The organism is Klebsiella sp. BIGb0407, assembly GCF_024807845.1.
Classification (GTDB): domain Bacteria; phylum Pseudomonadota; class Gammaproteobacteria; order Enterobacterales; family Enterobacteriaceae; genus JGM124.
In genome coordinates this window covers 98,908-123,997 of sequence record NZ_JANUEQ010000007.1, presented here as the reverse complement: position 1 = coordinate 123,997, position 25,090 = coordinate 98,908, and the positions used below count along the sequence as shown (strand labels likewise).

The 25,090-nt window shown below is 49.1% G+C and carries 23 protein-coding genes and 2 tRNA genes; 5 read left to right on the top strand and 20 right to left on the bottom strand.

Annotated features, from left to right (window positions below):
• Positions 1–12: 12 nt before the first annotated feature.
• Positions 13–294, top strand: a complete 282-nt coding sequence (locus tag M2387_RS19195; protein WP_259051757.1) for a GIY-YIG nuclease family protein — start codon at positions 13–15, stop codon at positions 292–294.
• A 41-nt stretch (positions 295–335) separates the two neighbouring features.
• Here the strand turns inward: M2387_RS19195 and M2387_RS19190 are convergent, their stop codons facing one another.
• On the bottom strand, positions 336–683 hold the full coding sequence (locus M2387_RS19190; protein ID WP_259051755.1) for an ArsR/SmtB family transcription factor: 348 nt from the start codon (positions 681–683) through the stop codon (positions 336–338).
• 53 nt (positions 684–736) lie between these two features.
• Between M2387_RS19190 and M2387_RS19185 the strand changes: the two genes are divergently transcribed.
• A complete protein-coding gene (locus M2387_RS19185; protein WP_259051753.1) occupies positions 737–1,732 on the top strand; it encodes a threonine ammonia-lyase in 996 nt (331 codons plus the stop codon).
• A gap of 50 nt (positions 1,733–1,782) precedes the next feature.
• On the opposite strand, the gene M2387_RS19180 is transcribed toward M2387_RS19185, so the two are convergent.
• Positions 1,783–2,283, bottom strand: a complete 501-nt coding sequence (locus M2387_RS19180) for a GNAT family N-acetyltransferase (protein WP_259051750.1) — start codon at positions 2,281–2,283, stop codon at positions 1,783–1,785.
• Complete coding sequence (gene ubiT / locus M2387_RS19175) at positions 2,277–2,801, bottom strand: ubiquinone anaerobic biosynthesis accessory factor UbiT (RefSeq protein ID WP_259051748.1); 525 nt, start codon at positions 2,799–2,801, stop codon at positions 2,277–2,279. Before ubiT ends, M2387_RS19180 begins: the two co-directional genes overlap by 7 nt.
• A gap of 256 nt (positions 2,802–3,057) precedes the next feature.
• Here ubiT and ubiU point away from each other — a divergent pair, with 256 nt between their 5' ends.
• From ubiU to M2387_RS19160, 3 genes are all read left to right on the top strand, one after another.
• Complete coding sequence (gene ubiU, locus M2387_RS19170; RefSeq protein ID WP_259051746.1) at positions 3,058–4,053, top strand: ubiquinone anaerobic biosynthesis protein UbiU; 996 nt, start codon at positions 3,058–3,060, stop codon at positions 4,051–4,053.
• Between the two features lie 8 nt (positions 4,054–4,061).
• Complete coding sequence (locus tag M2387_RS19165) at positions 4,062–4,946, top strand: U32 family peptidase (protein ID WP_259051745.1); 885 nt, start codon at positions 4,062–4,064, stop codon at positions 4,944–4,946.
• A 132-nt stretch (positions 4,947–5,078) separates the two neighbouring features.
• Positions 5,079–6,083: a luciferase-like monooxygenase gene (locus M2387_RS19160; protein WP_259051744.1), complete on the top strand. Its 1,005-nt coding sequence runs from the start codon at positions 5,079–5,081 to the stop codon at positions 6,081–6,083.
• 37 nt (positions 6,084–6,120) lie between these two features.
• Here M2387_RS19160 and mtr read toward each other — a convergent pair whose 3' ends face one another.
• The 17 genes from mtr to ftsH all read right to left on the bottom strand — a co-directional run bounded on the left by mtr (position 6,121) and on the right by ftsH (position 24,971).
• Entirely contained in the window at positions 6,121–7,362 is a 1,242-nt protein-coding gene (gene mtr, locus M2387_RS19155; protein WP_259051743.1) for a tryptophan permease, read from the bottom strand.
• A gap of 156 nt (positions 7,363–7,518) precedes the next feature.
• Entirely contained in the window at positions 7,519–9,456 is a 1,938-nt protein-coding gene (locus tag M2387_RS19150; RefSeq protein WP_259051742.1) for a DEAD/DEAH family ATP-dependent RNA helicase, read from the bottom strand.
• The gene (yrbN, locus tag M2387_RS19145) at positions 9,449–9,526 is read right to left on the bottom strand and encodes a protein YrbN (protein WP_259051991.1); all 78 of its coding nucleotides are present in this window, start codon (positions 9,524–9,526) and stop codon (positions 9,449–9,451) included. Before yrbN ends, M2387_RS19150 begins: the two co-directional genes overlap by 8 nt.
• 107 nt (positions 9,527–9,633) lie before the next feature.
• On the bottom strand, positions 9,634–10,521 hold the full coding sequence (gene nlpI / locus M2387_RS19140; protein WP_259051740.1) for a lipoprotein NlpI: 888 nt from the start codon (positions 10,519–10,521) through the stop codon (positions 9,634–9,636).
• Between the two features lie 100 nt (positions 10,522–10,621).
• A complete protein-coding gene (gene pnp / locus M2387_RS19135; RefSeq protein ID WP_259051737.1) occupies positions 10,622–12,751 on the bottom strand; it encodes a polyribonucleotide nucleotidyltransferase in 2,130 nt (709 codons plus the stop codon).
• A 241-nt stretch (positions 12,752–12,992) separates the two neighbouring features.
• Positions 12,993–13,262 (bottom strand): 30S ribosomal protein S15, encoded by a 270-nt coding sequence (gene rpsO, locus M2387_RS19130; protein WP_211993323.1) that lies wholly within the window; start codon positions 13,260–13,262, stop codon positions 12,993–12,995.
• 148 nt (positions 13,263–13,410) lie between these two features.
• Positions 13,411–14,355 carry a tRNA pseudouridine(55) synthase TruB gene (gene truB, locus M2387_RS19125; protein ID WP_259051735.1) on the bottom strand — a complete coding sequence of 315 codons (945 nt, stop codon included), beginning with the start codon at positions 14,353–14,355 and terminating at the stop codon, positions 13,411–13,413.
• Complete coding sequence (rbfA, locus tag M2387_RS19120; RefSeq protein ID WP_259051734.1) at positions 14,355–14,756, bottom strand: 30S ribosome-binding factor RbfA; 402 nt, start codon at positions 14,754–14,756, stop codon at positions 14,355–14,357. The genes truB and rbfA overlap by 1 nt, the downstream gene beginning before the upstream one ends.
• 63 nt (positions 14,757–14,819) lie before the next feature.
• Positions 14,820–17,516, bottom strand: coding sequence for a translation initiation factor IF-2 (gene infB, locus M2387_RS19115; RefSeq protein ID WP_259051733.1), 2,697 nt, complete (start codon positions 17,514–17,516; stop codon positions 14,820–14,822).
• A 24-nt stretch (positions 17,517–17,540) separates the two neighbouring features.
• The gene (nusA, locus tag M2387_RS19110; RefSeq protein WP_259051732.1) at positions 17,541–19,028 is read right to left on the bottom strand and encodes a transcription termination factor NusA; all 1,488 of its coding nucleotides are present in this window, start codon (positions 19,026–19,028) and stop codon (positions 17,541–17,543) included.
• A 27-nt stretch (positions 19,029–19,055) separates the two neighbouring features.
• Positions 19,056–19,508, bottom strand: a complete 453-nt coding sequence (gene rimP, locus M2387_RS19105) for a ribosome maturation factor RimP (protein WP_259051731.1) — start codon at positions 19,506–19,508, stop codon at positions 19,056–19,058.
• A 211-nt stretch (positions 19,509–19,719) separates the two neighbouring features.
• A tRNA-Met gene (locus M2387_RS19100) sits at positions 19,720–19,796 on the bottom strand.
• Positions 19,797–19,857: 61 nt separating this feature from the next.
• Positions 19,858–19,944 (bottom strand) — tRNA-Leu (locus M2387_RS19095).
• A 40-nt stretch (positions 19,945–19,984) separates the two neighbouring features.
• On the bottom strand, positions 19,985–20,317 hold the full coding sequence (gene secG / locus M2387_RS19090; protein WP_259051730.1) for a preprotein translocase subunit SecG: 333 nt from the start codon (positions 20,315–20,317) through the stop codon (positions 19,985–19,987).
• Between the two features lie 227 nt (positions 20,318–20,544).
• Complete coding sequence (gene glmM / locus M2387_RS19085; RefSeq protein WP_259051726.1) at positions 20,545–21,882, bottom strand: phosphoglucosamine mutase; 1,338 nt, start codon at positions 21,880–21,882, stop codon at positions 20,545–20,547.
• Positions 21,875–22,723: a dihydropteroate synthase gene (folP, locus tag M2387_RS19080; protein ID WP_259051990.1), complete on the bottom strand. Its 849-nt coding sequence runs from the start codon at positions 22,721–22,723 to the stop codon at positions 21,875–21,877. The genes glmM and folP overlap by 8 nt, the downstream gene beginning before the upstream one ends.
• Before the next feature lie 319 nt (positions 22,724–23,042).
• Positions 23,043–24,971: an ATP-dependent zinc metalloprotease FtsH gene (gene ftsH, locus M2387_RS19075; protein ID WP_259051724.1), complete on the bottom strand. Its 1,929-nt coding sequence runs from the start codon at positions 24,969–24,971 to the stop codon at positions 23,043–23,045.
• Positions 24,972–25,090 lie beyond the last annotated feature (119 nt).

Below are 25,090 nucleotides of genomic sequence, written 5' to 3'. Positions count from 1 at the left end.
TGTACGCAGACTATGACATCCTGGTATCTTTATTTAATTCGCAGCCAAGACAATCGCCTCTATACCGGTATCACCACCGATGTGTCGCGTCGCTTTGCGGAGCATCAGGCTGGGAAAGGCGCTAAAGCCTTACGTGGGCGAGGAACGCTGCTGCTGGTATTCAGCCAGGAGATGGGTAATCGCTCCCAGGCTCTGCGTGTTGAATACCAGGTAAAACAGCTCAGTAAAATTCAAAAAGAACGGTTAGTCAGCCAGGTTGTTTCTCTTAACGACCTGATAAAAATGCCGGGTTAGAGACTATCCCATCAGCGTATCTATACTAAGTTGCCGGGCTCTTATGACGACTGATGACTTTCAGATATTTGGGCTACACGTTGTGATAATACCGCTATCGTCTCATTCAGTTGCTCCGGCACCAGCTTATAGAACACCCAGTTTTTTATCCGTTTTGAAGTCACAATTCCTGCATTAGCCAGTATATTCAGGTGACCCGTCACCGTCGGCTGGCTCAGACCAATCTTTTCCGTGATAAAGCCGACGCAAACACCATCGTCAACCAAGTCACCATCCTGCTGTTCCGGGAAATGCGCCCGTGGATTAGCCAGCCACCCGACGATGACAAATCGCTGTTCATTACTCAGAGCCTTAAGGATATCGGTAATTTCTATCGCCCGCTTGTTCATATAGCCAAATACCTATATAGTATTTTTCAAATTTAGATTATTAAGGTCATACTATGACAGAGCAAGATGTCAGAGCAACAGACAGCGTCACTCTGAAAGATATTTACCGCGCAGCGCAACAGATAAAAAGTACCATTTGCCGGACGCCTCTGGAATATTCCCAGCCGTTGTCCACCCTCGCAGGAACAGAAGTCCGGCTTAAGATGGAAAGCCTTCAGCATACGGGTAGCTTTAAACTACGCGGTGCGGCAAATGTGATTGCTAGCCTGGATGCGGAGCAGCGACGCGCTGGCGTTATCGCCCCAACGGCGGGAAATCATGGTTTAGGTCTGGCTTTTGCAGGCCAGGTAGCCAGCATTCCGGTGACTATTTTTTTACCTCGTTCGGCAGACCCAATGAAGGTTGCAGCTATGCAAGCCTCTGGCGCTCAGATAACCTTTTTTGATGGTATCGAAGAGGCCCGGCAAGCAGCGATGGCTACAGCTAAACAATCAGGTATGACATTTGTTTCAGCCTACGATAACCCGCATATGATTGCCGGGGGCGGTACGGTCGGGCTGGAAATTATGGAAGACTGGCTGGAGGCGGAAGTTATTCTGGTGAATCTCGGTGGGGGTGGGCTTAGCTCAGGTATTGCCACAGCCGTTAAAGCCATTAACCCAGCGGTTAAAGTCTGGGGGATCCAGAGTGAAGCTAGCCCCACCTTTGCACGCTGGAAAGCGCTTGGCGATACAGCACCAGTAGATTTACAGCCATCAATTGCAGAAGGAGTCAGTGGGTATATTGAACCCGGTACCATGACCTGGCCGTTTATTCGCGATCGGGTTGATCGGGTTCTGACGGTATCAGAAGCGGAAATCAAAGCGGCAATGCACTCGATGCTTAATTTACATCGCCATGTTGTGGAGCCTTCTGGCGCACCAGCGCTGGCTGCAGTGGTTCGTTATGGAAAGGAACTCAGGGGGCGTAAAACGGTGTGTGTTGTTACTGGCAGAAATGTTTCAGGTACGCGCTATCTCTCTTTGCTCAATGAGGCTGCTCAAGCGTAGCATCAGTAAACTGACCTTGAAGACACTATATCAGGTCTTCAAGGTAGTGATTAAAGCTGATTAAAATGCTCGGAATACTCCACCAGCCCCTGCACATCACTGAGTGCGTCATCCGCCAGAGGATAGATCTGGAAGGCCGTTTCTGTTCCCGGCCAGCGGCAGTGCAGATGATAGCGACTGGCAGGCTGAAAACCGAAATGCTGATACATCTCGTCTCCCAGTGTCACCACTGCGCCATAACCAAATTCATTCAGTGAATCCAGCCCTTCATAAACTAACTGTTTAGCTATCCCCTGACCACGTAACGTCGCATCGACGGCAAGCGGTGCCAGCCCCACCCACTGCCGGTCTTCACCAGCCACAGTAACAGGACTAAAAGCAACATAACCGACAACCTGGCCTTCATCATCAGTGGCAACCAGCCCCAGCGTTAACAGTCCATCTTCCCGCAGCTTTCTGACCAGCTCGGCTTCACTTTCATCACCAAAACTACGGCGTAAAAGTGAATCGATACCAGGTGCATCTATGGGGATCTCTACACGAATTAGCATGGCTCACCTATTGAGTTGCCGTCAGGAACAGGGCGATATTTCAAACCCGTTTCAACGAAGTTTGCTAGTTGGAACAAGGCAATGCGTAATGGCTTTGGCATCGCATCCAGTTCAATAGCATCCATTAGATTCTTAACATATAGCCCAAGTTCCGTATCCCCTTCAATCATTAAATGACGCTGAAAGAACAGAGTATCAGGATCTTGTTTACGCGCTGCTATCAGTAGCAGATAGTTAGCTTCTGCAGTAAAAGTAACATCAGCCTGAGCCGACTTACGCACGATCAGTTTATTATCTTCTACAGAAGTAAACCACTGCAGGCCGAGATCGGGAACATCAATGCTCAGCCAGCGCCCTTCGAGAAAATCCAGTTCTCCATCTTCTAACGCCTGACGAAATTGCCAGCCCAGAACTTGCTCAAGCACTTGCTGCTTGAAAGCAAAAGGTACCAGCTTTACCGGGGTACGTAAAAGAGAAGGCGCTGTTTTAACGATTCGGGCATGCAGTTTATTTAACATATGTATTAACCTGGGCAGAATTTTGTGACCATTTTGCCATAATCTGTATTTTCAATAGCGCGTTAAATCAACAATTAAGCGAGTTGTTCCAAAGAGCTTATTGCATCCGTCTGCTCAGCCAATGCGCTTTAAACTGCCTCAAATCAAAATATCTTGTTGGCAGGTTCACTAAAATCCCGACTTATCAGCTATTTTCTGCGCATAAGGCGCGGTAGAGCGCCGCACTGGCGCGATACCTTCAGAGTCAGGATAAAATATGGAGTTGCTTTGCCCTGCCGGTAATCTTCCCGCGCTAAAAGCGGCCATCGACAATGGTGCCGATGCCGTTTATATAGGCCTTAAGGATGATACCAACGCTCGCCATTTTGCCGGGCTTAATTTCACCGAAAAGAAACTGCAAGAAGCGGTGAACTACACCCACCAGCATAAGCGAAAATTGCACATTGCCATAAATACCTTTGCTCATCCTGACGGCTATGTACGCTGGCAAAATGCGGTGGATATGGCAGCCCAGTTAGGCGCCGATGCGCTAATTCTGGCAGATATTGCGATGCTGGAATACGCCAGTCAGCGTTATCCGAACATTGAACGCCATGTATCAGTGCAGGCATCTGCCACTAACGAAGAGGCTATTCGTTTTTATCATCGCCATTTTGATGTCGCTCGTGTGGTTCTTCCTCGCGTCCTGTCCATCCATCAGGTAAAACAGCTTGCCCGAGTGACGCCGGTACCACTGGAAGTCTTCGCCTTTGGCAGCCTGTGTATTATGGCTGAAGGTCGTTGCTACCTATCATCTTATCTCACCGGTGAGTCACCCAATACCGTCGGTGCCTGTTCACCGGCACGTTTTGTTCGCTGGCAACAAACTCCCGAAGGCCTGGAGTCACGACTCAATGACGTGCTGATAGACCGTTATCAGCCGGACGAAAATACCGGCTATCCAACGCTGTGTAAGGGACGTTATCTGGTAGGCGGTCAGCGTTATCATGCTCTGGAAGAACCGACCAGTCTCAATACTCTGGCGCTCCTCCCTGAGCTTCAAGCCGCCGGTATTGTCTCGGTTAAAATCGAAGGCCGCCAGCGTAGCCCGGCTTATGTGACACAAGTTGCCCATGTCTGGCGTCAGGCTATCGATCGCTGTCTCGCCAACCCGACCACCTATCAAGTACAACCTGACTGGATGGAGACTCTGGGAGCCATGTCAGAAGGGACACAGACCACTCTTGGCGCTTATCATCGTAAATGGCAGTAGGGATCCCCATGAAATATTCTTTAGGCCCGGTACTTTATTATTGGCCGGCTGAACAGCTGGAAAAATTTTATCAGGCAGCGATGAACAGCCATGCGGATGTCATCTATCTTGGCGAAGCGGTGTGCAGTAAACGCCGTGCGACTAAAGCCGACGATTGGTTTGATATGGCTAAAATGATTGCCAGCCAGGGCAAACAGGTGGTGCTTTCTACTCTGGGGCTTATCCAGGCGCCCTCTGAGCTGAGGGAAGTAAAACGCTATATCGACAACGGTGAGTTTATGATTGAGGCCAATGATTTTGGTGCCGTCAATCTCGCCGCAGAACAAAAACTCCCTTTTGTCGCCGGACATGCGCTGAACTGCTATAACGCCGTCACGCTGCGTCTGTTGCTGAAACAAGGAATGGTACGCTGGTGTATGCCGGTGGAGCTCTCTCGTGACTGGCTGGAAAACTTGCTTCTGCAATGTGATGAACTGGGGATCCGCAATCAGTTCGAAGTGGAAGTCTTGAGCTACGGCCACTTACCCCTTGCCTGGTCAGCGCGTTGTTTTACCGCTCGTTCAGAAAACCGTTCCAAAGATGAGTGTGAAACCTGCTGTATTGCCTATCCTAATGGCCGGGATGTATTTTCCCAGGAACAGCAACAAGTCTTTGTCCTCAATGGGATCCAGACCATGAGCGGCTATGTCTACAACCTTGGGAATGAACTGGCTTCAATGAAAGGCCTGGTTGATATGGTTCGCCTCTCACCGATGGGGCTGGGTACGCTGGATATTCTCAATGCTTTCCGCGCCAATGAACAAGGCCATGCACCGCTTCCGCTGACCGACTCACGGGACTGTAATGGTTACTGGCGGCGTGTGGCAGGACTGTCGCTGATAACCTCTCCTTAAGCTTGCGAATCACATAGATGCCTATGTGATTCAGCCAGATGACGGGTATAGCTCGCATTGTTACTTAAAAAGTACTGAAATTGAGCAATACTAGAGATTACAGCAAACCCTGTTCATAAAAAGTGAGCCGCTATGTCTGAATCTCTTAATATTCCTTTTTCAGTACTGGACTTAGCCCCTGTCCCCGAAGGTCAGGATGTGGGTGAGGCTTTTCGTCGTTCTCTGGACTTAGCCCGTCTGGCAGAAAAACGGCAATATGATCGTTACTGGCTGGCCGAACACCATAATATGGTCGGTATTGCCAGCGCAGCAACTTCCGTATTAATTGGCTATCTGGCTGCTAACACCACCACTCTGCGACTCGGTTCTGGCGGAGTGATGCTTCCCAACCACTCCCCGCTAGTCATCGCGGAACAGTTCGGTACGCTTGAAACGCTCTATCCTGGCCGAATTGATTTGGGGTTAGGCAGGGCGCCTGGCAGCGATCAGCGTACCATGCAGGCACTGCGCCGCCATATGAATGGCGATATCGATAATTTCCCGCGGGATGTTCTCGAACTGGTGTCATGGTTTGATGCCAGAGAAGCTAATCCTGCGGTCCGTCCTGTTCCAGGCTACGGTGCCAAAGTCCCTGTCTGGTTACTCGGTTCCAGCCTCTACAGCGCACAGCTTGCCGCCCAGTTAGGTCTGCCCTTCGCTTTTGCCTCGCACTTTGCACCAGATATGTTATTCCAGGCATTACAGCTTTACCGCACGCAGTTTGTGCCATCAGAGCGTCTGGCTAAGCCTTATGCCATGGTGTGTATTAATATCGTCGTCGCTGACAGTAACCGTGATGCCGAATTCCTGTTTACCTCGATGCAGCAAGCTTTTGTCAGATTACATCGTGGAGAAACCGGGCTATTACCGCCTCCGGTTGAAAATATGGATACTGTCTGGAGCGGAGGGTTGAAATATGGCGTGGAAAAAGCATTGAGCCTGTCACTGGTGGGGGATAAAGCCAAAGTCCGTCACGGCTTGATTTCATTACTGCGTGAGACCCAGGCCGACGAGATTATGGTGAATGGCCAAATCTTCGATAATGACGCCAGACTGTACTCCTTCGATTTAGCAATGGATGTTCGCGAAAGCTTATAGTTCCTCCAGCCCCCTCCCGGCGGGAGGGGGCTATGATTTAGCGATAAACCGGCAGCAGATTAAAACTCGAGAGAATTTGAATCACCGCATTACCGATACCGAAGATGAGGATCAGGGCAATCATGCTATTGCCGCCCCAGACCCGGTACAACGGACTGCCGAATTTTTTACGTGAAGCGCGAGCCAGTAAGGCGGGTACAATCGCCGCCCAGATAGTTGCTGCCAGACCCGCATAACCGATAGCGTAGATAAAACCATTTGGCCAGAGAAAACCACCGATCACCGGAGGTGTGAAAGTCACCGCTGCGGTTTTCAGGCGCCCTGCTTTCGAATCATCAAAGTCAAACAAGTCTGCCAGATAGTCAAACAGGCCCAGAGTCACGCCCAGAAAAGAGCTCGCTACGGCAAAGTTTGAGAAAATCAGCAGGAGCAAATCAAGTGTCCGACTATTCAGTACCCCACTGAGTGCCTGGACCAGCACATCAATATTCCCACCACGCTCAGCAATACTAATAAATTCCACACGCGGGATATTCCCCATACTGCCGAGCAGCCAGATGGTATACAGCACCAGCGCCATCACCGTCCCCCACAGTAAACAGCGGCTGATAAGCCGTGGATTTTTACCGTAAAACTTCATCAGGCTCGGAACGTTGCCATGATAGCCAAACGAGGCCAGGCAGAACGGAAGCGTCATTAACAGATAGGGCAGATAGCTTGGATTAATCGCCTCACTGTTCAGTAAGGTGACAGGTTCGATATGCCAGAGCAGGCCACCAAACGTCATAAAGAAGGTGATAATTTTAGCGCCCAGTACAATCGCCGTCATACGGCTGACGGCTTTAGTACTCAGCCAGACAATAAAAGCGACAAACAGAGCAAACAGCAATCCCCCCATACGGGCTGAAAGGTCGATATTCATCTGCAAAAGCGTGTGATGAATAATTGAGCCACTGGCAGAGATATAGGCGTAAGTCAGAATATATAAGACAAAAGCAATCGACAGGCCGTTAATAATATTCCAGCCCTGACCTAATAAATCTTTGGTGACGGTATCGAAGCTGGAGCCAATCCGATAGTTAAGGTTAGCCTCAAGGATCATCAGACCTGAGTGCAGCATACAAAACCAGGTAAAGACCAGGGCGGCCATTGACCAGAAAAACCATGCTCCTGACATCACCACCGGTAATGAGAACATACCAGCACCAATAATGGTGCCACCGATTATCATGACACCCCCAAAAATGGAGGGGGTCTTGCGCATAGCTAAATCTGTCATACCGGATCCTGGTTAAATGAAACAACAAACCTTATGGTTCTGCTTTGCTTCATTGTACCAGTACATAAGTACAAACAGGATAAAAAAAAGCCCTGCCGGTTAAGGTCAGGGCTTTTCGACTGCTTCTTAAGCTAAAAGAAGCAGTTTACTGTCTATTTATGCGTCAGGAGTACGACGACGTGGGGCTGCAGCAGCACCCTCTTCACGACGAGGACCGCGAGCACCTTCACGACGTTCACCGCTAAAGCGACCTGCACCAGCACCCGCTCCTTCACGACGTGGGCCACGACCGCCTTCACGACGCTCACCGCCGAAACCACGACCGGCACCAGCACCGCCACGGCGTTCACCTGAACGCTCCGGACGCGGTTGAGCATCACCCATCAGCTGCATATTCATCGGTTTATTGAGAATACGAGTGCGGGTAAAGTGCTGCAGAACTTCACCTGGCATACCTTTCGGCAGCTCAATAGTGGAGTGTGATGCAAACAGTTTGATGTTACCGATATAACGGCTGCTGATATCGCCTTCGTTGGCAATAGCACCAACAATATGACGAACTTCAACACCATCATCACGGCCAACTTCAATACGATACAGTTCCATATCGCCTGCTTCACGACGCTCACGGCGCGGAGCACCTTCAGCGCCAGCAGGACGTTCAGAACGCTCACCGCGTGGGCTACGCTCAGAACGATCACGTGAGCTACGCTCAGGACGTTCAAAACGCTCATCGCGCTCACGGAATTCACGACGTGGACGCATTGGCGCATCAGCCGGAACGATCAGAGGACGTTCACCTTGTGCCATTTTCAGTAAAGCAGCAGCCAGGGTTTCAATATCCAGCTCATCTTCACTTGGCTGTATTTTAGACAACAGCGCACGGTACTTGTCTAAATCACTGCTTTCCAGCTGTTGCTGTACTTTAGCGGCAAATTTAGCCAGACGACGCTCACCGAGCAACTCTGCATTTGGCAGCTCTGCTTCAGGGATGGTCAGTTTCATGATGCGTTCAATGTTACGCAGCAGACGACGCTCACGGTTTTCAACAAACAGTAAAGCGCGACCCGCACGACCCGCACGACCAGTACGGCCAATACGGTGAACGTAAGATTCTGAGTCCATCGGAATGTCGTAGTTAACGACCAGGCTAATACGCTCAACATCCAGACCACGTGCAGCAACATCGGTCGCAATCAGAATATCCAGGCGACCATCTTTCAGACGTTCCAGAGTTTGTTCACGTAACGCCTGGTTCATATCGCCATTCAGCGCTGCGCTGTTATAACCGCTCGCCTCAAGTGCTTCAGCCACTTCCAGCGTCGCATTTTTGGTACGTACGAAAATAATCGCAGCATCAAAATCTTCAGCTTCCAGGAAACGTACCAGAGCTTCATTCTTACGCATACCGTGAACAGACCAGTAACTCTGGCTGATATCCGGGCGCGTAGTGATGCTTGACTGGATGCGAACTTCCTGTGGATCTTTCATGAAACGACGGGTAATACGACGAATCGCTTCTGGCATAGTTGCAGAGAACAATGCTGTCTGATGCTCAGCAGGGATCTGCGCCATAATGGTTTCAACGTCTTCGATGAAGCCCATACGCAACATTTCATCAGCTTCGTCCAGAACCAGACCTTTCAGGCTGGACAGGTTAAGGGTCCCACGCTTCAGGTGATCCAGCAGACGACCAGGTGTTCCGACAACAATTTGTGGTCCCTGACGCAGAGCACGCAGCTGCACGTCATAACGCTGACCACCGTACAGAGCAACAACGTTAACGCCTTGCATGTGCTTGGAGAAGCTAGTCATTGCTTCAGCAACCTGCACTGCCAGCTCACGCGTTGGCGCCAGCACCAGAATCTGTGGTGCTTTAATTGCAGCATCAAGGTTATTCAGTAAAGGAACGGAAAACGCAGCGGTTTTACCACTCCCGGTCTGGGCCATACCCAGAACATCGCGACCACCCAACAGATGAGGGATACATTCCGCCTGAATAGGGGAAGGTTTTTCGTAACCCAGATCGTTCAGTGCATCAATAATAGAAGATTTCAATCCGAGATCGGAGAAAGTAGTATTTAATTCAGTCATGTAGTACATGTGCCTCAGTAATGGCGGCCAGTCTACATAACTCATCTTGAAATTTAACAGCAATTTTCATTGAAAAGTGTGAACCGGCTCAAATTTGATTGATTGACGAACAAAAACGCCCTCACCCGTTAAGATGATGACTTTAACAAAAGTTTATGGGCTGTCGTTGTACGTCAGCTATTGCTGGTCCGATTCTGCCAGGTCGTCTTGCTCCTGGCCCAAGAGCGCTAATTCCAACAATGCATAACGATGCTCAACGTAATTATGTACGTTGTTAGCTACCGCTAACTTGAACAGTGCCGTGGCGCTGTCCTTTTCCCCCAGACTTAGGTAGTACTTACCTAAATAGAAGTTGGTTTCACTGAGATGCTCAGCGAGCGAAGTGTTATCCGTTGCGTTCATCTGAAGCCTTTCCATTAGCGTGACTTCACTAATGTTGCCCAGATAGAACTCGACAATGTTCCATCCCCATTGCTCTTTATCCGATTCTTCCAGGCGCTGTTGTAACGCCTCTTTGGCCTGTTTTTCATCTACACTGCTTTCAGCAATGTAGAGCCACAGACTACGGAATGGATCGTTGGGATCGTCTTGATAAAACGCCTGCAGATCATCTTGCGCTAAGCGATAACGACCACCGTAATAGAGGGCGATACCACGATTCAAACGCGCATAGTTGTAAGTTGGATCAAGCTCAAGTACAGAATCAAACGCTTCATAGGCGGCGTCAAAATTGCCTGCCTGCGTTAAATATATGCCTAAGTAATTGAATACTTCAGGCATATCAGGTCGGATTGCCAGCGCTTGTGAGAAATCATTCCGCGCAAGTGCTCGCAAACCTAGACTATCATACAACACTCCGCGCTCATATAAAAGCTGTGCGCGTTCATCATCCGTTAAAGCACGGCTGGCAAGAATCTGTTCCATTCTCGCCAGGATGACTTCTTGCTGCAATGACGGTTGTAACGGTACTGCGAGAACCTCGTTTTTACGCCATGCAGAATTGTTGCTGCATCCTGCCAGTGTGATAGCTGTAGCAACAAAACACCAGCGCAAAAAAGGCTTCATGACCTACTCCTGAAGACAACAAATGGTGAACATCCTGGTCCCCGCTCGCAAAATGGGGCATCCTGCCCCGTTACAAACCGTTATCTACTGTCAGTGAGTCTTACTCAGCTTCTGGTGCAGCAGGTGCGGCAGTTTCAGCTGGAGATTGCTCAGTGGCTTCTTTAATACTTAAACGAACACGGCCCTGACGATCGACTTCCAGTACTTTTACCGGTACTTCCTGACCCATTTGCAGATAATCAGTCACTTTCTCTACGCGTTTGTCAGCAATCTGGGAAATATGAACCAGACCTTCTTTACCGCCGCCAATCGCAACGAAAGCACCGAAATCAACGATACGGGTGACTTTACCGTTGTAGATACGACCCACTTCAATCTCTGCGGTAATTTCTTCGATACGACGGATAGCATGTTTCGCTTTCTCGTTATCGGTTGCAGCGATTTTCACAGTGCCGTCATCTTCGATTTCAATCGTGGTACCGGTTTCTTCGGTCAGTGCACGGATAACCGCGCCGCCTTTACCGATGATATCCTTGATCTTATCAACACTGATCTTAATTGTATGGATGCGCGGTGCAAATTCAGAAATATCGCCACGCGGTGCATTGATAGCCTGCTCCATCACGCTCAGGATATGCAAACGCGCACCCTTAGCCTGGTTCAGTGCTGCATGCATGATTTCACGGGTGATACCTTCGATTTTGATATCCATCTGCAGAGCAGAGATACCTTCACGGCTACCGGCAACTTTAAAGTCCATATCACCCAGGTGATCTTCGTCACCCAGAATATCAGACAGAACAACAAAGTTATCGCCTTCTTTGACCAGACCCATCGCGATACCCGCAACGGCAGCTTTGATAGGCACACCTGCATCCATCAGTGCTAATGATGCACCACATACGGAAGCCATAGAAGAAGAACCGTTAGATTCAGTAATTTCTGAAACTACACGTACGGTGTACGGGAAAGTCGCTGCGTCAGGCATTACTGCCAGTACGCCACGCTTAGCCAGACGACCGTGACCAATCTCACGACGCTTAGGTGAACCAACCATACCGGTTTCGCCTACAGAGTACGGAGGGAAGTTGTAGTGGAACAGGAAGCTATCAGTACGCTCACCCATCAACTCATCAAGGTTCTGTGCATCACGCGCAGTACCTAGGGTCGCAGCAACCAGAGCCTGAGTTTCGCCACGAGTAAACAGTGCTGAACCGTGAACGCGTGGCAGAACGCCAGTACGTACATCCAGACCACGGATCATGTCTTTTTCACGGCCATCAATACGCGGCTCGCCACGCAGAACACGGCTACGAACAACGTTTTTCTCGATAGCGTGCAGGATGTCGCTGATTTCAGCGGCATCTAAAGTCTCGTCTTCTGCCTGTAATGCGGCAGTTACGTCAGACTTAATCGCACCAATTTGCTCATAACGCTCTTGCTTATCAGTCACCAGATAAGCATCGCTCAGACGAGATTCTGCCAGAGCAGCAACGCGTGCATTCAGAGCGTCATTAGGCGCTTCTGGCTGCCAGTCCCAACGTGGTTTGCCTGCTTCAGCAACCAGTGCGTTGATATTATCGATAACAACCTGCTGTTGCTCGTGACCAAAGACCACGGCACCCAGCATTTGATCTTCGCTCAACAGTTCAGCTTCTGACTCAACCATCAGTACTGCACCAGTAGTACCAGCAACAACCAGGTCCAGTTTAGACTCTTTCAGTTCATCTGAAGTCGGGTTCAGTAAGTACTGGCCGTTGAGGAAACCAACGCGAGCGGCACCGATTGGGCCATTGAATGGCAGACCTGACAGGCTCAGAGCCGCAGAAGCACCAATCATCGCAACGATATCAGGGTTAACCTGTGGGTTTACGGAAACCACGGTCGCAATAAGCTGAACTTCGTTAACAAAGCCTTCCGGGAACAGTGGACGTACCGGACGGTCAATCAGACGAGAAATCAACGTTTCGCCTTCGCTTGGACGACCTTCACGACGGAAGAAACTTCCCGGGATGCGGCCAGCAGCGTAAGTACGTTCCTGGTAGTTTACTGTCAGTGGGAAGAAATCTTGACCTGGTTTAGCTGTTTTCTTACCAACAACAGTCACTAATACCGCGGTGTCATCCATGCTGACCATAACGGCAGCAGTCGCCTGACGAGCCATCATACCGGTCTCTAAGGTGACGGTATGCTGACCATACTGGAATTTACGAACAATCGGATTCAGCAAAATAATATCCTTAATCATGCAGGTGTACGTATTGACGTACTACCGTTAATACCCGACCTTCATTACACCCTCGCGACTAATGACAATCCTCACCCTGTTCTGTGAGTAAAGCTTCTCATTAGCCGCGCGAATCTCTGCAATAAAGATCACATTTAGCAACGATACAGCAGTTTCAACCGAATTGCTTGGTTCCGGTTGAAAAAAGGGGCCTCGTAGGCCCCTTTTATGAAACTCGCAAAAACTAGCGACGCAGGCCTAAACGAGCGATGAGGTCAGTATAACGAGCAACATCTTTACGTTTCAGGTAGTCGAGCAGTTTACGACGCTGAGAAACCATGCGCAGCAGACCACGACGGCTGTGGTGATCTTTTTTATGCTCTGAAAAGTGACCTTGCAGATGGTTAATCTGTGCGGTCAGCAGTGCAACCTGAACTTCGGTAGAACCGCTGTCGTTAGTACCACGACCAAATTCAGCAACAATTTTAGCTTTAGCTTCAACGCTTAGAGACATTTTTAACTCCAGAATTATAGATAAAAAAAGAGGGTGCCGATCTCTAATTCAGCAACCACAGTACCTGCCAGGAAAGAAAAAATACTTACCCGGCAGTAAGCCGCGTTATTTTACCTGTCGCGACCACCGATCGCAAGCTGGTGCGGATTCAGACAGGGTATTCAACTACCAGACGACGCGGCGCAACACGCCCGTCATCAAGGATTTCTGCCATGCCAATAAATTTTCGCTCGCTTCCTTCGGTGACGCGTACCAAACCTTCTTGTGGGGCTCCGGTAACACGAACAGGCTGGCCATTCTTAAACCAGACTGCAACCTCTGACAGGAGGTTCACTATAGGGAAGTCAGCTGCCGGGCTATCCATTGGCATCAATAGTGGATCCAACAGACTGGCAGGCGCAATGTCCTGAGCTTCAGCTTCTGCAATCAGAGCATTAAGTTGCTCCAGCGTGACCATACGTTCAACAGGATAATTGCTGACAGCCAGACGACGCAGGAAGGTCACATGCGCACCACATCCCAGCTTCTCGCCAAGATCGTCAATGATGGTACGAATATATGTGCCTTTAGAGCAGTGAATTTCCAGTTCCAGTTCATTACCTTCATGACGCAAGAACAAGAGTTCATAAACAATAATAGCACGGGATTCTCGCGGTACACTGATACCCTGACGGGCATATTCATACAGCGGTTTTCCCTGATACTTCAGCGCTGAATACATAGAAGGAACTTGCTGTGTCTCGCCGCGGAATGACTCAAGTGCAAGCGCAAGCTGCTCTGCACTAAAATTCACTTCGCGCTCTTCAACAACTTGCCCTTCAGCATCAGAAGTATCCGTACGCTGCCCAAGACGCGCAATCACACGATAGCGTTTATCAGAGTCCAGCAGGTATTGGGAAAACTTTGTCGCTTCTCCGAGGCAAATAGGCAGCATACCGGTCGCCAGAGGATCAAGCGCACCAGTATGCCCCGCACGGTTAGCGTTATAAAGACGCTTCACTTTCTGCAAGGCATCGTTAGAAGACAAGCCCTGGGGCTTATCCAGCAACAATACGCCATGTATATCACGGCCACGACGACGAGGACGACTCATCAATCCTCCTTGGTGTCGTCCGTGTTTACACGACGCTCATCATCATTACGGATGACATTAGAAACCAGATTAGACATTCTCATCCCTTCAACCAACGAGTTATCGTAGACAAAGGTCAATTCAGGAACAATACGCAAGCGCATCGCTTTTCCAAGCAGAGAACGGATGTAGCCAGAAGCATCATGCAAAACCTTGATGCCTTCTTTCACAGAATCTTCATCTTTATCATTCAGGAATGTCACGAATACTTTGGCATAAGCCAGATCGCGAGAAACCTCAACACCAGAAACTGTCGTCATCATTCCGAGGCGCGGATCTTTAATCTCACGTTGCAGGATAATGGCAATTTCTTTCTGCAGTTCCTGAGAAACACGCTGTGGGCGACCAAATTCTTTCGCCATAATAATTTCTCCAGACAAAACGGGGGGCACTCGGCCCCCCTGATAATAAGTGTGGTACGCCTATCAGGAAATGATACGCTTGATCTCGATGATTTCGAAGACTTCAATCACGTCGCCTACGCGAACGTCATTGTAGTTTTTCACACCGATACCACATTCCATGCCGTTACGAACTTCGGCGGCATCGTCTTTAAAGCGACGCAGAGATTCCAGCTCGCCTTCATAGATAACCACGTTGTCGCGCAGAACACGGATTGGGTTGTGACGTTTAACCACACCTTCAGTAACCATACAACCTGCGATGGCGCCAAATTTCGGTGATTTAAACACATCACGAACTTCTGCCAGGCCGAGGATCTGCTGTTTCAGTTCTGGAGACAGCATACCGCTCATTGCCGCTTTCACTTCGTCAATCAAGTGATAGATAACAGAGTAGTAGCGCAGATCCAGGCTTTCAGCATCAATAACACGGCGAGCAGACGCATCAGCACGAACGTTAAAGCCAACCAGGATAGCGTTAGAAGCAGCAGCAAGTGTTGCATCCGTTTCAGTGATACCACCCACACCAGAACCGATGATTTTAACTTTTACTTCGTCGGTTGACAGTTTCAGCAGTGAATCACTAATCGCTTCCACAGAGCCCTGAACATCCGCTTTCAGCACGATATTCACTTCAGACACTTCGCCTTCAGTCATGTTAGCGAACATGTTTTCCAGTTTAGACTTCTGCTGGCGTGCCAGTTTAACGTCACGGAATTTGCCCTGACGATACAGTGCAACTTCACGTGCTTTTTTCTCGTCACGTACGACGGTCACTTCGTCACCCGCAGCAGGAACACCGGACAGGCCGAGGATCTCTACTGGAATCGAAGGGCCTGCTTCGGTAACTTCATGTCCCAGTTCATCACGCATAGCACGCACGCGGCCATACTCAAAGCCACACAGAACAATATCACCCTTGTTCAGCGTACCTTCACGAACCAGTACAGTTGCAACCGGGCCACGACCTTTATCGAGGTAAGACTCGATAACAACGCCGCTTGCCATACCTGCACGTACTGCTTTCAGTTCCAGAACTTCAGATTGCAGCAGGATAGCATCAAGCAGGTCGTCGATACCGGTACCGGCTTTCGCTGATACATGAACGAACTGGCTTTCACCGCCCCACTCTTCCGGCATAATGCCGTACTGAGACAGTTCAGTTTTAACGCGATCCGGGTCTGCTTCTGGCTTATCGATTTTGTTTACAGCAACAACAACCGGCACCTGGGCCGCTTTTGCGTGCTGAATAGCTTCGATAGTCTGAGGCATCACGCCATCGTCTGCTGCAACGACCAGAACAACGATATCCGTAGCCTGAGCACCACGAGCACGCATTGAGGTGAACGCGGCGTGTCCCGGAGTATCCAGGAAGGTGATCATGCCATTGTCAGTTTCGACGTGGTAAGCACCGATATGCTGAGTAATACCACCCGCTTCGCCAGACGCAACTTTAGTTGAACGAATGTAGTCAAGCAGTGAGGTTTTACCGTGGTCTACGTGACCCATGATGGTAACGACTGGAGCACGAGATTCTGACGCAGCACCGGTATCACGGTCGCTCATGACCGCTTCTTCCAGTTCGTTTTCACGACGCAGAATAACTTTGTGGCCCATCTCTTCAGCAACCAGCTGTGCTGTTTCCTGATCGATAACCTGGTTAATGGTCGCCATGGCACCCAGTTTCATCATCGCTTTGATGACCTGTGAACCTTTAACAGCCATTTTGTTTGCCAGTTCAGCAACAGTAACTGTTTCACCGATCACAACATCACGGTTAACGGCCTGAGCAGGCTTGTTAAAGCTCTGCTGCAGAGAACTTGGCTTACGCTTACCTTTACCGCCACGAACCGCTGCACGCGCTTCTTCGCGATCAGCTTTAGACTCACCGTGTTTACCACCGGCTTTTTTCTGACGCGGAGCTTTAGCTGCAGTACGGGTGCGAGAGTTACGTCCGGCTTCAACTTCACGGTCGTTTTCGTCTTCAGCCTGGCGAGCATGCTGAGAAGTCGTGACATGATAGTCAGACTTATCATCTTCTACTTTTTCTTTTTCTTGTTCAGCCCAGACACCGGCATTTGCTTCAGCCATTTTGCGAGCTTCTTCAGCTACACGGCGGGCATCTTCTTCCAGTTTACGGCGTGCTTCTTCTTCTGCTTTACGTTTCAGTTCAGCAGCTTCTGCTTCACGGCGGGCTTTATCGGCTTGGGCGGTTTTAGTCATATCGTCTGATTGTTGATGAGTCACTTTATCTTTTTCCGCAGCTACACGTTTCGCTTTCTCAGCGACTTCGCGCCTGGCTTGTTCTTCAGCATCACGCTTAGCTTTTTCTTGTGCCACAAGTTTGGCAGCTTCCTCTGCCTCACGACGGGCTTGCTCTTCCGCTTCACGCTGCGCCTGTTCTTCCGCGGCAAGACGTTCAGCCTCTTGCGGGTCACGTTTTACAAAGGTGCGCTTCTTACGGACTTCGATTTGTACCGACTTACTTTTCCCACCGGTACCTGGAATATTTAATGTACTACGTGTTTTACGCTGTAACGTTAACTTGTCTGGCGCTGAACCATGTTCACTGTTCAAATGAGCCAGGAGTGTTTGTTTCTCTTGCGCGGAAACAGAGTCATCAGCTGACTTCGGGATCCCTGCATCAGCAAATTGCTGTACCAGGCGGTCAACGGAGGTCTGAATCTCTGTGGCCAGCGCTTTTACGGTTACATCTGTCATGCTGCTCCTTCCTGCTACAGTTTATTACGCTTCGCCGCCAAACCAGCAAATGTTGCGCGCTGCCATAATCAATTCACCGGCTCTCTCATTCGTCAAGCCTTCGATATCTGACAGGTCGTCAACACCTTGCTCAGCAAGGTCTTCCAGCGTGATAACACCACGTGCAGCCAATTTAAATGCCAGCGTGCGATCCATTCCATCAAGACCCAGTAAGTCTTCAGCAGGTTTCTGATCGCCTAAAGATTCTTCCTGAGCCAATGCGATTGTCGTGAGTGCGTTTTTAGCGCGATCGCGTAATGCTTCTACAGTATCTTCATCAAGGCCGTCGATTTCCAGCAACTCTTTAACCGGTACGTAGGCCAGTTCTTCGAGTGTTGCAAAACCTTCTTCGACTAATACTGTGGCGAAATCTTCATCAATATCGAGGTATTTGGTGAAAATATCAATCGCAGCATGTGCTTCAGCCTGATGTTTAGCCTGTAAATCATCAACGGTCATCACGTTGAGTTCCCAGCCGCTAAGCTGTGCAGCCAGGCGAACGTTCTGGCCATTACGACCAATTGCCTGTGCCAGGTTACCCGCTTCTACTGCGATATCCATCGTGTGTTTATCTTCATCAACCACGATAGAGGCAACATCAGCCGGAGCCATTGCATTGATAACAAACTGCGCTGGATTATCATCCCACAGCACGATATCAATACGTTCACCAGCCAGCTCAGTAGAAACAGCCTGAACACGTGCACCACGCATACCCACACAGGCACCGACTGGATCGATACGCTTATCGTTGGTCTTCACAGCAATTTTTGCTCGTGAGCCAGGATCGCGTGCAGCGGCTTTGATCTCAATAACTTCTTCGCCAATTTCTGGCACTTCGATACGGAACAGTTCGATCAGCATTTCTGGTTTAGAACGGCTGACAAACAGCTGAGCGCCACGCGCTTCCGGACGTACTGCATAGAGTACACCACGGATACGGTCACCCGGACGGAAGTTCTCACGCGGCAACATATCTTCACGTAGGATAACCGCTTCTGCGTTATTACCCAAATCGAGAGCGATATTGTCACGATTCACTTTTTTCACGACACCGGTGATTATCTCACCTTCATGCTCGCGGAATTGATCCACAACCATCGCGCGTTCAGCTTCACGTACTTTTTGTACGATAACCTGTTTTGCAGTCTGCGTGGTAATACGGTCAAAGGTAACAGACTCAATCTGATCTTCGACATAATCACCTGGGTTAAAAGCAGGGTCTTCAAAACGGGCCGCTTCAAGAGTGATTTCACGCGTAGGTAAAGTGACTTCTTCAACCACTAACCAACGACGGAAGGTGTCAAAATCGCCGCTTTTGCGATCAATGCTGACACGAACTTCAATCTCTTGCTCATATTTTTTCTTCGTCGCTGTTGCCAGCGCACTTTCCAGCGCTTCAAAGATCTTTTCACGCGGTAAAGATTTTTCGTTGGAAACGGCCTCAACAACAGCCAAAATTTCTTTGTTCATCCTGGGTTTTCACCTCAATCCAAACTATTAAAAGTGGGGTACCAGGTTCGCTTTCTGGATATTACTCAGGGCGAACACTTCGTCTTTACCTTCGACCGTAATCGTAATCATTTCACCGTCTACAGATTTAATGATACCAGACCATTTACGGCGGTTCTGTACGGCCATACGCAATACAACAACGACCTCTTCGCCACTAAAGCGCTGGTAGTGTTCTGCGTTAAATAACGGACGGTCAAGACCTGGTGAGGATACTTCTAGGTTGTAGGCGACAGTAATTGGGTCTTCAACGTCGAAAACCGCACTGACTTGATGACTGACATCAGCACAATCATCAACATTGATGCCATCTTCACTATCAATATAGATACGCAGCGTTGATTGGCGAGCACGAATAAACTCAATACCAACTAATTCGTAACCTAGCGCCTCGACAGGTGCCGAAATCATCTCTGTTAATTTTTGCTCTAATGTGGACAAGCCCACCCCCAAGACATAAAAAAAGGGCATAAAGCCCAGTTATTCTGAAATCAGATAACAAAAAACCCCGATAAATCGGGGCTTTAGATAACTGAACCCTGTATACCGCCATAGGCGGCCCGGACACTGTCCAGGAGAACTTTTTTCTAAATTTTTCGCGAAGGCATCAAAGATGTTCACAGGATATTTGAAAAATAATTCTCAGGGAAAGTGGTTGCGGGGGCCGGATTTGAACCGACGACCTTCGGGTTATGAGCCCGACGAGCTACCAGGCTGCTCCACCCCGCGTCCGAAACGTGGCAAATATTACGCCAGTATTGCTATAAAAGCAAGAGATGCTAAGACTTGTTGGTACCGAGGACGGGACTTGAACCCGTAAGCCCAATCGGGCACTACCACCTCAAGGTAGCGTGTCTACCAATTCCACCACCACGGCACTCTGAAAATACGATACGTCTTTATTACCGTATTTTTTCTTACTGCGGGATATCACTGCTTGGCATGGTAGATGCCGCAGGTGCAGTCTGCTCAGTTTGCGCTGGCTGACTCAAATTATCCCACTCGCTTCCCGATCCTGATTTGTTAGCGCTCAGATTACCGAGAACCAGACTGAGTATGAAGAACAACGTCCCTAAAATACCGGTCATACGGGTCATGAAATTACCTGAGCCGTTTGAGCCGAATAATGTAGCGGAAGCGCCTGCTCCAAAAGAGGCTCCCATATCAGCGCCTTTACCCTGCTGCAACATAATCAGACCTACAAGACCTAATGCTACAATAAGGAAGATAACCAAAAGAGCTTCGTACATAATCAACCTGTTCCTTGCGGGTTTACCGCGCGCAAATTGCTTCAAATCAGTAAAGCGGATACCTTTTTCATTACCCGGTGAAGCGGGTGAGAATACTAACCAAAGTCATAGTGCTGCGCAAGGGCAATTTATTAACATTGCACTGACTGCGGAAAAAAACACCAAATTACTGACTTTGGTCAGACAAACCGGTACAAATACTGACCGGTTTGTCATAAAAGTATCAATCAGACTGCTTTTACCGCATCTGCAATACGATGTGCAAATTCAGTAACCTGAGCTTCATCTTCACCTTCAACCATGACACGGATTAACGGCTCGGTACCTGACTTACGCAACAGCACCCGTCCACGACGACCGAGTTTCTGTTCAACTTCCTCAGTGATACGTTTCACTTCTGCATTTTCCAGTGGGTCGCTCGATCCAGCAGCAAAACGAACATTCACCAGCACCTGAGGGAATAACTTCATACCGCTGCACAAATCACCCAAACTCATGTTATTACGCATCATCGCGGTGAGTACTTGCAAACCTGCCACAATGCCGTCGCCGGTGGTGGTGCTGTCCAGCAAAATGATATGCCCTGAGTTTTCAGCACCAATACGCCAGCCTTTCTCCTGCAGTTTTTCCAGTACGTAGCGGTCGCCCACTTTGGCACGAGCAAAAGAAATACCCAGTTCTTTTAAAGCGACTTCAAGCCCCATATTACTCATCAGGGTACCGACGACACCGCCGCGTAACTGACCCTGACGTAGCGCCTCACGAGCAATGATATAGAGGATTTGGTCGCCATCGACTTTATTACCGTGCTCATCAACCATGATGATACGGTCGCCATCACCATCCAGCGCAATACCCAGATGCGCTTTCTCTGCCAGAACGCGTGCCTGAAGCATTTCTACGTCGGTCGCGCCGCATTTTTCGTTAATGTTCAGACCGTTTGGTTCGCAGCCGACAGCGATAACATTCGCACCCAGCTCACGCAGAACATTTGGAGCAATGTGATAAGTTGCACCGTTAGCACAGTCAACCACCACTTTCAGCTCATTCAGGCTGAGTTCGTTAGGGAAAGTCCCTTTACAGAATTCAATATAACGCCCGGCAGCATCAACTATGCGGCTCGCCTTGCCCAGTTGAGTGGAGTCAACACAGGTCAGCTCTTTTTCCATTTCAGCTTCGATAGCTTCTTCAACCGCATCCGGTAATTTAGTCCCGTCAATGGAGAAGAATTTAATACCGTTATCGTAGAAAGGGTTGTGAGAGGCAGAAATAACAATCCCAGCTTCAGCACGGAAGGCACGGGTTAAGTATGCAATTGCTGGTGTCGGCATAGGTCCGGTGAATGACGCTGATAAGCCAGCGGCAGCAAGGCCTGCTTCCAGCGCAGACTCAAGCATATAACCGGAAATACGCGTATCTTTACCAATAATAATTTTACGTGAGCCATGGCGAGCGAGAACTTTTCCTGCTGCCCATCCCAGTTTCAACATAAAATCAGGCGTGATAGGAGCTTCACCAACACGGCCACGAATACCATCAGTACCAAAATATTTACGGCTACTCATAACGACTATTTTCCTTCGCTGAAAGGGTGGCTTCAACCACACGGATTGCGTCTACAGTCTCTTTGACATCATGAACACGTATGATGTGCGCCCCTTGCATTGCAGCAATAACTGCGCAAGCCAGGCTTCCACTCAGACGGTGTTCAGGACCGACATTTAATAACTGGCCGACCATTGATTTGCGCGACATACCGACCAGCAGAGGCAGGTCATAGCAATGGAATTCAGACAGACGGGCCAGTAACTGGTAGTTATGGGTGAGATTTTTACCGAAACCAAAGCCCGGGTCGAGCAACAATTTATCTTTTGTAATACCAGCCGCTTCACAACGAGCAATATGTTCAATAAAAAAACGATTCACATCAGCAAAAACATCATCGTAGTGGGGAGTTTGCTGCATGGTTCTGGGCTCACCCTGCATATGCATCAGGCAAACCGGCAGGCAGGTTTCGGCGGCCGCTTCTAAGGCTCCAGGCATCTGCAACGAACGAATATCATTGATGATATGAGCGCCGACTCGAGCCGACTCTTTCATTACTTCGCCCTGTGAGGTATCCACCGAGATCCAAACTTCAAAACGCTGTGCCAGCGCCTCAACAACGGGAATCACACGGGACAGCTCTTCATCGAGACTGACTTCTGCAGCACCCGGGCGGGTCGACTCGCCGCCAACATCAATAATAGTCGCACCAGCGTTAATCATTGCGTTTGCATGTTTTAGCGCATCGATTAATGCGTTGTGTTTACCACCATCGGAAAAAGAGTCCGGGGTCACGTTGAGTATGCCCATAACATGGGGATGATTCATATCAAGCGTGGCGCCCTGCGCACGTAATAACATGTGGTTGTTGTCCATATTTTATAGCCTGAGCCGAAACACAGGTAATTGATACTCCCGGTTTCCTGTTTGATAAGTCACTAAAACGAATCAACTTTGGGGCTATGCTATCAGTTTTCGATATAAGGATAGCGCAGATGTTACACCGCTTTTACACTTTCGTCGTTGCACTTAAGTTAATTTGGTGCGCTTAAGGTGATAGCCAGACAGTTGCCGGATAGGGAGAAACGCTGAAAATGGCGATTTTCAGGCAATAAAAAACCCGGGAATTTATCCCGGGTTTTTATCACAAGAGAGCTTTGTGATAGTTGCTAGCCGTTACTCAGAGTGTTTTTTCTGAGTCAGGTGCATCTGGTTTCTCAGCCGGGCTAACTGCACTCGGTGCACTTGGCGTGGCATTGTTGTTACCAGAGTTACCTTTAGTTCTGGAATCATCATCCCAGCCTGCTGGCATACGCACTTCACGACGAGACATTAAGTCGTCAATCTGCGGAGCATCAATGGTTTCATACTTCATTAATGCATCTTTCATTGCATGAAGAATGTCCATATTTTCGTTCAGAAGCTGGCGAGCACGAGCATAGTTGCGCTCAACCAATAACTTCACTTCCTGGTCGATGATACGCGCAGTTTCATCAGACATGTGTTTCGCTTTAGCAACAGAACGGCCCAGGAATACTTCACCATCTTCTTCCGCGTACAGCAGCGGACCGAGTTTGTCGGAGAAGCCCCATTGGGTGACCATGTTACGTGCCAGGTTAGTCGCAACTTTAATATCGTTAGACGCCCCGGTAGAAACTTTTTCTACACCGTAAATAATTTCTTCTGCCAGACGACCACCGTAAAGCGTGGAGATCTGACTTTCCAGTTTCTGACGGCTGGCGCTAATCGCGTCGCCTTCAGGCAGGAAGAAGGTAACGCCAAGTGCACGACCACGTGGAATGATAGTCACTTTATGTACCGGATCGTGTTCAGGTACCAGACGACCAATAATCGCATGTCCTGCTTCATGATACGCGGTTGATTCTTTTTGCGCTTCCGTCATCACCAGAGAGCGACGTTCCGCACCCATCATGATTTTGTCTTTCGCTTTTTCAAACTCAACCATCGATACAACACGTTTATTAGTACGGGCTGCAAACAGCGCTGCTTCGTTGACCAGGTTAGCCAAATCAGCACCTGAGAAGCCTGGCGTACCACGAGCAATAATTGCTGCATCAATATCGGTTGCCAGAGGCACACGACGCATATGCACTTTCAGAATTTGCTCACGGCCACGAACATCTGGCAGACCAACCACAACTTGACGGTCAAAACGGCCCGGACGCAGTAACGCTGGGTCAAGAACATCAGGACGGTTAGTTGCCGCAATCACGATGATCCCTTCGTTGCCTTCGAAACCATCCATCTCAACCAGCATCTGGTTCAAGGTCTGCTCACGCTCATCGTGACCACCACCTAAACCAGCACCACGTTGACGACCGACAGCATCGATTTCATCGATAAAGATGATACAAGGTGCTGCTTTCTTAGCCTGTTCAAACATATCACGTACGCGCGATGCACCAACACCGACGAACATTTCAACAAAGTCAGAACCAGAAATAGTAAAGAACGGTACTTTTGCTTCACCGGCAATAGCCTTCGCCAGCAATGTTTTACCGGTACCCGGTGGGCCTACCATCAGCACACCTTTTGGAATCTTACCGCCCAGTTTCTGGAAGCGACTTGGTTCACGCAGGAACTCAACCAGTTCAACGACATCTTCTTTTGCTTCATCACAACCTGCGACATCCGCAAAGGTTGTTTTGATCTGGTCTTCTGTAAGCATACGCGCCTTACTTTTACCGAACGACATGGCACCTTTGCCACCGCCGCCCTGCATCTGGCGCATAAAGAAGATCCAAACCCCTATCAGCAATAGCATCGGGAACCAGGATATGAAGATAGAAGCCAGTAAGCTAGGCTCTTCAGGTGGTTCACCCACTACTTTCACTTGTTTGGTCAACAGGTTATCAAGCAGTTTAGGGTCATTAACGGGAATGTATGTCGTGTATTTGTTACTGTCTTTCAAAGTAACGTTGATTTCACGCCCGTTAATACGTACTTCGCGAACCTGGTCCTGATTCACTTCAGACAAGAAAGTGGAATAGTCCACTCTACGGCTATTCGACTCGCTGGGCCCAAAGCTCTGAAAAACTGACATTAGCACGACGGCAATGACTAGCCAGAGTATTAGGTTTTTCGCCATGTCACTCAAGGGATTAACCTCACATTACAACTGTGTTAACAAACAGCGTCAGGGTACTATATCCGTCATATTTCAAGTTTTCCTGGTTTCGCCTTTATTCATCGATTCGAATCACATCG

Excerpts from the sequence above, each read along its gene's own strand:
- nusA (WP_259051732.1), bottom strand. The coding sequence starts at position 19,028 with ATGAACAAAGAAATTTTGGCTGTTGTTGAGGCCGTTTCCAACGAAAAA.
- rpsO (WP_211993323.1), bottom strand. The coding sequence starts at position 13,262 with ATGTCTCTAAGCGTTGAAGCTAAAGCTAAAATTGTTGCTGAATTTGGT.
- M2387_RS19190 (WP_259051755.1), bottom strand. The coding sequence starts at position 683 with ATGAACAAGCGGGCGATAGAAATTACCGATATCCTTAAGGCTCTGAGT.
- ubiT (WP_259051748.1), bottom strand. The coding sequence starts at position 2,801 with ATGTTAAATAAACTGCATGCCCGAATCGTTAAAACAGCGCCTTCTCTT.
- glmM (WP_259051726.1), bottom strand. The coding sequence starts at position 21,882 with ATGAGTAGCCGTAAATATTTTGGTACTGATGGTATTCGTGGCCGTGTT.
- ftsH (WP_259051724.1), bottom strand. The coding sequence starts at position 24,971 with ATGGCGAAAAACCTAATACTCTGGCTAGTCATTGCCGTCGTGCTAATG.
- infB (WP_259051733.1), bottom strand. The coding sequence starts at position 17,516 with ATGACAGATGTAACCGTAAAAGCGCTGGCCACAGAGATTCAGACCTCC.
- M2387_RS19150 (WP_259051742.1), bottom strand. The coding sequence starts at position 9,456 with ATGACTGAATTAAATACTACTTTCTCCGATCTCGGATTGAAATCTTCT.
- nlpI (WP_259051740.1), bottom strand. The coding sequence starts at position 10,521 with ATGAAGCCTTTTTTGCGCTGGTGTTTTGTTGCTACAGCTATCACACTG.
- yrbN (WP_259051991.1), bottom strand. The coding sequence starts at position 9,526 with ATGAAAATTGCTGTTAAATTTCAAGATGAGTTATGTAGACTGGCCGCC.
- ubiU (WP_259051746.1), top strand. The coding sequence starts at position 3,058 with ATGGAGTTGCTTTGCCCTGCCGGTAATCTTCCCGCGCTAAAAGCGGCC.
- folP (WP_259051990.1), bottom strand. The coding sequence starts at position 22,723 with ATGTTATTACGTGCGCAGGGCGCCACGCTTGATATGAATCATCCCCAT.
- rbfA (WP_259051734.1), bottom strand. The coding sequence starts at position 14,756 with ATGGCGAAAGAATTTGGTCGCCCACAGCGTGTTTCTCAGGAACTGCAG.
- M2387_RS19185 (WP_259051753.1), top strand. The coding sequence starts at position 737 with ATGACAGAGCAAGATGTCAGAGCAACAGACAGCGTCACTCTGAAAGAT.
- mtr (WP_259051743.1), bottom strand. The coding sequence starts at position 7,362 with ATGACAGATTTAGCTATGCGCAAGACCCCCTCCATTTTTGGGGGTGTC.
- truB (WP_259051735.1), bottom strand. The coding sequence starts at position 14,355 with ATGAGTCGTCCTCGTCGTCGTGGCCGTGATATACATGGCGTATTGTTG.
- M2387_RS19180 (WP_259051750.1), bottom strand. The coding sequence starts at position 2,283 with ATGCTAATTCGTGTAGAGATCCCCATAGATGCACCTGGTATCGATTCA.
- M2387_RS19165 (WP_259051745.1), top strand. The coding sequence starts at position 4,062 with ATGAAATATTCTTTAGGCCCGGTACTTTATTATTGGCCGGCTGAACAG.
- secG (WP_259051730.1), bottom strand. The coding sequence starts at position 20,317 with ATGTACGAAGCTCTTTTGGTTATCTTCCTTATTGTAGCATTAGGTCTT.
- M2387_RS19160 (WP_259051744.1), top strand. The coding sequence starts at position 5,079 with ATGTCTGAATCTCTTAATATTCCTTTTTCAGTACTGGACTTAGCCCCT.
- M2387_RS19195 (WP_259051757.1), top strand. The coding sequence starts at position 13 with ATGACATCCTGGTATCTTTATTTAATTCGCAGCCAAGACAATCGCCTC.